Source organism: Halobacillus sp. BAB-2008 (genome assembly GCF_000328325.1).
Taxonomy (GTDB): Bacteria; Bacillota; Bacilli; order Bacillales; family Halobacillaceae; genus Halobacillus.
Genome location: NZ_ANPF01000035.1, coordinates 37085 through 44225, shown reverse-complemented (window position 1 = coordinate 44225; position 7141 = coordinate 37085). Strand labels below are relative to the sequence as shown.

General features: G+C 45.7%; 7 protein-coding genes. 2 read left to right on the top strand and 5 right to left on the bottom strand.

Features of this window, described 5'->3' with window-relative positions; translation table 11 throughout:
* From mnmE to rpmH, 5 genes are all read right to left on the bottom strand, one after another.
* The coding region (gene mnmE, locus D479_RS09305; RefSeq protein WP_008636184.1) for a tRNA uridine-5-carboxymethylaminomethyl(34) synthesis GTPase MnmE at positions 1–1356 on the bottom strand (1356 nt) is incomplete at its 3' end.
* A 253-nt stretch (positions 1357–1609) separates the two neighbouring features.
* Entirely contained in the window at positions 1610–2224 is a 615-nt protein-coding gene (gene jag, locus D479_RS09300; RefSeq protein ID WP_008636183.1) for an RNA-binding cell elongation regulator Jag/EloR, read from the bottom strand.
* Entirely contained in the window at positions 2221–2982 is a 762-nt protein-coding gene (gene spoIIIJ, locus D479_RS09295; RefSeq protein WP_008636181.1) for a YidC family membrane integrase SpoIIIJ, read from the bottom strand. Before spoIIIJ ends, jag begins: the two co-directional genes overlap by 4 nt.
* A gap of 112 nt (positions 2983–3094) precedes the next feature.
* Entirely contained in the window at positions 3095–3448 is a 354-nt protein-coding gene (gene rnpA, locus D479_RS09290) for a ribonuclease P protein component (RefSeq protein ID WP_008636180.1), read from the bottom strand.
* A gap of 137 nt (positions 3449–3585) precedes the next feature.
* The gene (gene rpmH, locus D479_RS20200; RefSeq protein WP_081594803.1) at positions 3586–3720 is read right to left on the bottom strand and encodes a 50S ribosomal protein L34; all 135 of its coding nucleotides are present in this window, start codon (positions 3718–3720) and stop codon (positions 3586–3588) included.
* A gap of 677 nt (positions 3721–4397) precedes the next feature.
* Here rpmH and dnaA point away from each other — a divergent pair.
* Positions 4398–5753, top strand: a complete 1356-nt coding sequence (gene dnaA / locus D479_RS09280; RefSeq protein WP_008636174.1) for a chromosomal replication initiator protein DnaA — start codon at positions 4398–4400, stop codon at positions 5751–5753.
* 174 nt (positions 5754–5927) lie between these two features.
* Positions 5928–7067, top strand: a complete 1140-nt coding sequence (dnaN, locus tag D479_RS09275; protein WP_008636172.1) for a DNA polymerase III subunit beta — start codon at positions 5928–5930, stop codon at positions 7065–7067.
* The last annotated feature ends 74 nt before the right edge of the window (positions 7068–7141 follow it).

Below are 7141 nucleotides of genomic sequence, written 5' to 3'. Positions count from 1 at the left end.
AGAGAACAACTGGTCGATCAAACTGTCATGGACGGTATCTCCGACGATCTCTCCGAGGATCTCCCATGTTCTCGTTACATCAATCTGTACAACATCAAGCGGCACACCCATTTCCATGCCGTCCCGGGCATCTTCCAGAGCCTGCTTCGCCTGTTTCAAAAGCTGTACGTGACGAACGTTCGACACATAGGTCATATCTCCGGCATCAAGCTCCCCCTCGAAGAAGGTATCTGCGATCGCTTTCTCCAGCTGATCGATTCCTTCTTCACGGATCAGTGCTGTCGTAATAACCGGATGCTCTCCAGCCAATTCCTTGACCCGCTCCAGATCCAACCGATTCTCTAAGTCCATCTTATTGACGATGACGATGACGTTCATATCCTGAATGGCTTTCAGAAGCTCTTCATCTTCTTGATTGAATTCATCCCCATAGTTTAACACAAACAGAATGAGGTCGGCTTCCTGCAATACTTGTCGGGATCGTTCGACACCAATCCGTTCGACAATGTCTTCCGTTTCCCGGATTCCCGCCGTATCGACGAGCCGGAGCGGTACACCGCGGACGTTGACATACTCCTCGATCACGTCCCGTGTCGTTCCGGGGATCTCCGTGACGATGGCTTTGTTTTCATGCACAAGCGCGTTCATCAAGGAAGACTTTCCGACGTTCGGACGCCCGATGATCGCCGTACCGAGACCTTCGCGCAGGATTTTCCCCTGTCGCGCTGTTTCCAAAAGACTCGTCACTTCCGCATGGACTTCCTTCGTCTTCTCTTTCATCATTTCATGGGACATCTCTTCCACGTCGTCATATTCTGGATAATCGATGTTCACTTCGACATGAGCAAGCGTTTCTAAAAGCTTCTGCCGCAGATCCTGAATCAGCTTCGACAGACGGCCGTCCATCTGCTTTAATGCGACGTTCATCGCCCGGTCCGTCTTCGCACGGATCAGGTCCATCACCGCTTCCGCCTGGGATAAATCAATTCGACCGTTCAAAAACGCCCGTTTCGTAAACTCTCCCGGCTCCGCAAGTCTCGCACCACTTGCCAGGATGATTTCAAGCAGACGATTTACAGAGACAAGGCCGCCGTGACAGTTGATCTCAACGACGTCTTCTCTTGTGAATGTTTTCGGCGCGCGCATGACAGATACCATAACCTCTTCCGCCACGTCGCCCGTTTCCGGATCGATGATTTTCCCGTAATGCATCGTGTGGGATGCCGCTTCGTTCAAATCTTTCCCTCTGAATAATTTCGCTGCAATCGATACAGCTTCTGGCCCGCTCAACCGGACGATGGCAATCGCACCTTCCCCCATAGGGGTCGATATCGCCGTTATCGTATCCGTTTCCACACGCCTTCACCTCCTGAAAATAAATCGTTCATCTATAGTTATCCACAATCGTTATTTTTCGTTACCACTAACATCTTACCTTACCACACACCCACGCGTTTTGAAAAGATATCAACACGTCGCAGCTGTTTTTTGGTTATCCACATGTGTATAAACGGTTTCTATCATATTTCCCTCATTCAGAGACAGGAATACAAGCAGCAGAAACAAAAAAATACCTCTGCCGGGGGCAGAAGTATTCTTAGCTTTCGAATCATGAAGGCCTGATAACGACATGTCTCCGCGGATCGTTTCCGGCAGAGTCCGTTATCACTCGCTTATGGTTCTGCAGTGCTGCATGGATGATTTTCCGCTCGTAGGAAGGCATCGGCTCCAGTTTGACTTCCTGGTTTGTCCGAACCGCCTTATCCGCAAGGCGCTGGGCCAATTGGTGAAGCGTCTCTTTCCTCCGCTCCCGATACCCTTCGGCATCGAGCATGACCGTATAGAAGATGTCCGATTCACGATTGACGACCAGCTGGGCCAGATATTGAAGGGAATTCAATGTCTGACCGCGCTTGCCGATGAGCATAGCGATCTTGTCCCCATGCAGTTCCATATAAATATCCCGTTGACGAATGTCTGTACGGATTTGAACAGGAGCTCCCATTTGTTCTGCTACGTCATAGATGAATGTCTCTGCATCCTGCACTGGATTTTTCTTAATCGATACTTTCACAATCGCTGGTTTGGAACCGAAACCGAGAAATCCTTTCTTACCTTCATCAATAACTTCAAGATCTACTTGATCCTTTGATGTCCGTAATTGCTCTAGTGCTGATTGGACCGCTTCATCAACTGTCGAACCTGTAGCAGTTACTTGTTTCACTCGCCTGCTCCTCCCGTCGCATCTTTCATCATCGGTTTACGGATGAAAATGGTTTGCAGAATCATCACGACGTTACCTACGATCCAGTACAACGCTAACGCGGATGGGAAGAAGAACGCGAATGTACCGATCATAAGCGGCATGATGTACAACATCATTTGCATTTGTGGGTTTTGGGCTGCGGCGCCGCCTGCCATCATCAATTTCTGCTGCAAGAATGTAGTCGCAGCTGTGAGAATAGCCAGGAACGGATCCGGGGAACCAAGCTCCAACCAAAGGAATGTGTGTGTCTGAATTTCCGCAGTCCGCATGATCGCATGATAGAACCCGATCAAGATCGGCATCTGTACAACGATCGGCAGACAGCCTGCCAAAGGATTGACGCCGTGCTTTTGGAAAAGCTGCATCGTTTCCTGCTGCAGTTTTTGTTGGGTCTGCTGGTCTTTAGAAGAATATTTCCCTCTTAATTCTTTCAATTCCGGCTGAATGTCCTGCATCGCCTTCGAACTTCTCAATTGCTTGATGTTCAAAGGAAGGAGGATCAACCGAATGATTACGGTGACGATGATGATCGCCAAACCGAAACTTCCGCTGGTCGCATCTGCGAAGAACGTGATGGTCTGTGACAAAGGCCAAACTACATATTCATTCCAAAATCCTGTACTATCCGCAGTGATATCCTGATTCACCTGAGTACACCCGGATAGGAACGTAAGCACTCCAGCCATTGCTAGAAGCGCTATCATTTTATTCCGCAACGTTTCGTTCCTCCTTATGAATCTCTTACAAGGTTCTATTAGAAAATTATGAAAACGTAAAACATACGGCCAACATTAGTTTAGCATTAGTACGCCTCATAATTCTATATTCTTACCGTTGAATTTTTTTATTAAGCAGCTTCGACCGGGAAAGGACGTGTGTCAAACTCCGCTTCATTTCGTGGAAATCCATTTGACTCGTCGGTTTGCGGGCGATCACTACCAAGTCATATTGAGGATGTATATGTTCTTCCAGTTCAAGGAACGCTTGTCTCAAATATCGTTTGATTTGATTACGCATGACTGCCGGGCCGATCTTCTTGCTGACAGATAAACCGATCCGGAAATGGGATTGGTCGGCCTTCTTTTTGTAGTAAAGGACCAGCTGTCGGTTTGCGAAGGATTGCCCACCTTGAAAAACCTGCTGAAACTCTTCATTTTTCTTAATCCGATAAGCTTTCTTCATCGAACACCCTCCAGAACTAGACAAAAAGGCAGCGCCGGGATGACGCCTCCTCTGCAATTAAAAGAGAAGAGGGACGAGAGATCCGCCCCTCTTCTGACCCTTATACTGAAAAAAGACCACTGATTGTTTTCAGTGGCCTATGCTGATAAAACTTTTCTTCCTTTACGACGACGGCGTGCAAGAACTTTACGTCCATTTGCAGTGCTCATGCGTGAACGGAAGCCGTGTACTTTTTTACGCTTACGATTATTTGGTTGAAATGTGCGTTTCATTATATATACACCTCCTGGGAAATATTCCAATAATACATACATCTAAAAGGCAGTCCCGATTAGTATAATCAATGCCCCCCTGTTTTGTCAACTTCCATTTCCATACTTCTTCTCCCTTAAATCCAGACACCCGTTATATAACAGGCTGTCTTATAACAGGAGGATCTTCTTCCAATTCACAGCGGAAAAACAACTTTTCTGGCGAACATTCACAGGTATTGTGTATAATTTTTCATGGAAATCAGACTATCCACAACAAATATCGACAAGTAAATCACAAAATATAGTGTTGTGGATTATTTTTATCTACAACGTGTAGCTATTGTGGATAAGTTCCGTGGAACCATTGCAAGACACTATTTTATCTGGTATTATATTTGTGCTCAACCGTGAATAGCTAAAAAACACGAAAAATCTTTTCCACAGGTTGTGGATAACGTGTGGACAGTTATTAACACACTTGTTTATGCAGTTATTCACAAGAATGTGGATAGTGAATATAAGAAGCTCGAACCCTATTACTATCAACTTTTTAAATATCCACATGCAAAAGAGTACTGGATCCCGAAAAACTTTATACAAATCTTATACGAATGCCTTTCGATCCTTTTGCTACGTTCGAAAAAGAGAACGAAAGGTTTTTTTGTTTTCCAATGAAACAGAAAGGGGTGAACATTTTGGAGAACATCGATGAATTATGGACGAATACGTTGGATCAGATCAAAGAGAAAATCAGCAAGCCCAGCTTCGAGACGTGGCTGAAGGCGACAAAAGCCGACTCTTTGAACGAAAATACGTTAACTATTGTTGCTCCGAATGAATTCGCCAGAGACTGGCTTGAAAATCAATATGAAGGTCTTATAACGGAGACGTTATATGAAGTGACAGGAGCAGAATTAGATACAAAATTCATCATTCCGGAATCGAAGGACGACTCGCTTGAAGATGTAAAACTCTCTTCTAAAAAGGTTCCGAATGTGAAGAATAACGGCAATGAAGAGTCTCCGCAGAGCATGTTGAACTCAAAATACACGTTCGACACGTTCGTCATCGGTTCCGGAAACCGTTTCGCCCATGCGGCGTCGCTCGCTGTAGCAGAAGCTCCGGCCAAAGCGTATAATCCGCTGTTCATCTATGGAGGGGTAGGACTTGGCAAGACTCACTTGATGCACGCTATCGGTCACTATGTACTAGACCACAATCCGAATGCGAAAGTGGTTTATTTGTCATCAGAAAAGTTCACGAACGAGTTCATCAACTCGATCCGTGATAACAAAGCGGTCAATTTCCGTAATAAATACCGCAGCGTCGATGTACTTCTCATTGATGATATTCAATTCCTGGCTGGGAAAGAACAGACGCAGGAGGAGTTCTTCCATACGTTCAACACACTCCATGAGGAAAGCAAGCAGATCGTCATCTCCAGTGACCGGCCGCCGAAGGAGATTCCGACATTGGAAGATCGTCTGCGATCCCGTTTTGAATGGGGCCTGATCACCGATATCACCCCTCCAGACCTGGAGACGAGAATTGCGATCTTAAGGAAGAAAGCGAAAGCAGACGGGCTCGACATACCGAATGAAGTGATGCTTTATATCGCAAACCAGATCGATACGAACATCCGTGAACTGGAAGGAGCATTGATCCGTGTCGTCGCTTATTCCTCTTTAATCAACAGCGACATTAATGCATCCCTGGCAGCAGAGGCGCTGAAGGATATCATCCCGAGCTCGAAACCGAAAGTAATTACGATTGAAGCTATTCAGGAAATGGTCGGCGAGAAATATAATGTAAGATTAGAAGATTTCCCTGCGAAGAAGCGGACGAAATCCGTGGCATTCCCGCGACAGATCGCTATGTATCTATCAAGAGAGCTGACGGACTTCTCTCTGCCGAAGATCGGCGAAGAATTCGGAGGCCGTGACCATACGACAGTCATTCACGCCCACGAGAAGATTTCCAGAATGGTGGCAGATGACCAGCAGCTCCAAAAAGAGTTGGAAGAAATCAAGGAACAGCTCAAGTCTCATTAAGTGGATAATGTGAATAACGGTTGCACGTTCATCAACAGTCTGTCCACATGTGGATAACCTAGGCACATAAGCGTTTAATAAAGATATCCACATTTCCACAGCGCATACTAGTACTATTACTACTTTTTTTAATAATATTAATTAAATATATGCTCATTAGGAGGAGTGTATGCAATGAAATTTATAATCCAGAGGGATCAATTGATCGAGAGTGTCCAGAATGTCATGAAGGCCATATCTTCAAGAACAACTATCCCGATACTCACAGGAATGAAAATAGAAGCGAGTACTGCAGGAATTAAATTGACGGGTAGTAACTCTGATATTTCAATTGAGTCGTTCATTCCGCAAGAAGAAGACGGAATCGTATATGTAGAGAATATTGAACCGGGGAGCATTGTTCTTCAGGCGAAGTACTTCCCTGACATCGTAAGAAAGCTTCCACAAAATACGGTGGAAATTGAAAGTGATAACTCAAGAAACGTAACTATTCGCTCTGGAAGTGCGGAATTTCATCTGAACGGACAAGACCCGGAAGAATATCCACAGCTCCCTCAGCTGCATACAGAGGACAGCTTTGAACTGCCGATCGATCTGTTGAAGAATTTGATTCGTCAAACAGTCTTTGCTGTGTCCACTTCCGAAACGCGTCCGATTTTGACAGGGGTACATGTACGGATGGAAGAAGGGGAACTTGAGTTCATCGCAACAGACAGCCACCGTCTTGCATCTCGTAAGCTTCCATTGGAGCAGCCGGCAGGTACGACGCTTCCACCCATTGTCATTCCAGGGAAAAGCCTGACGGAATTGAACAAGATTCTGGCTGATTCGGAAGATACCATTGAAATCAGTGTGACAGACAACCAAGTGTTGTTCCGGACGAAGCACCTGTACTTCTTGTCCCGTTTATTGGATGGGAACTATCCGGAAACATCCCGACTCATTCCGGATCACAGCAAAACGATCGTTCAAATCGACACGAAGGAACTTCTTCAGTCTGTCGATCGTGCCTCTCTTCTAGCGAAAGAGAACCGCAACAATGTTGTTCGTCTGATGACAAAAGAAAACAATCATCTCGAAATTACAGGGAATTCTCCGGAAGTCGGTAATGTCGTCGAAGAAGTTTTGGCGAATGATGTCGAAGGGGAAGACTTGAAAATTTCGTTCAGTGCGAAATATATGATGGACGCTTTAAAAGCGGTGGATTATGATCAGGTGAAGGTCGAATTTACCGGAGCGATGCGTCCGTTCTTGATCCGTCCCGTAGACGACGATCAAATCCTCCAGCTGATCCTTCCGGTACGGACATACTGATCAGACCGGGGCAGAATAGTATTTACAAAGGTGTGGTTATGGACTCCATAATGGCACCTTTTTTTATTTCCTTC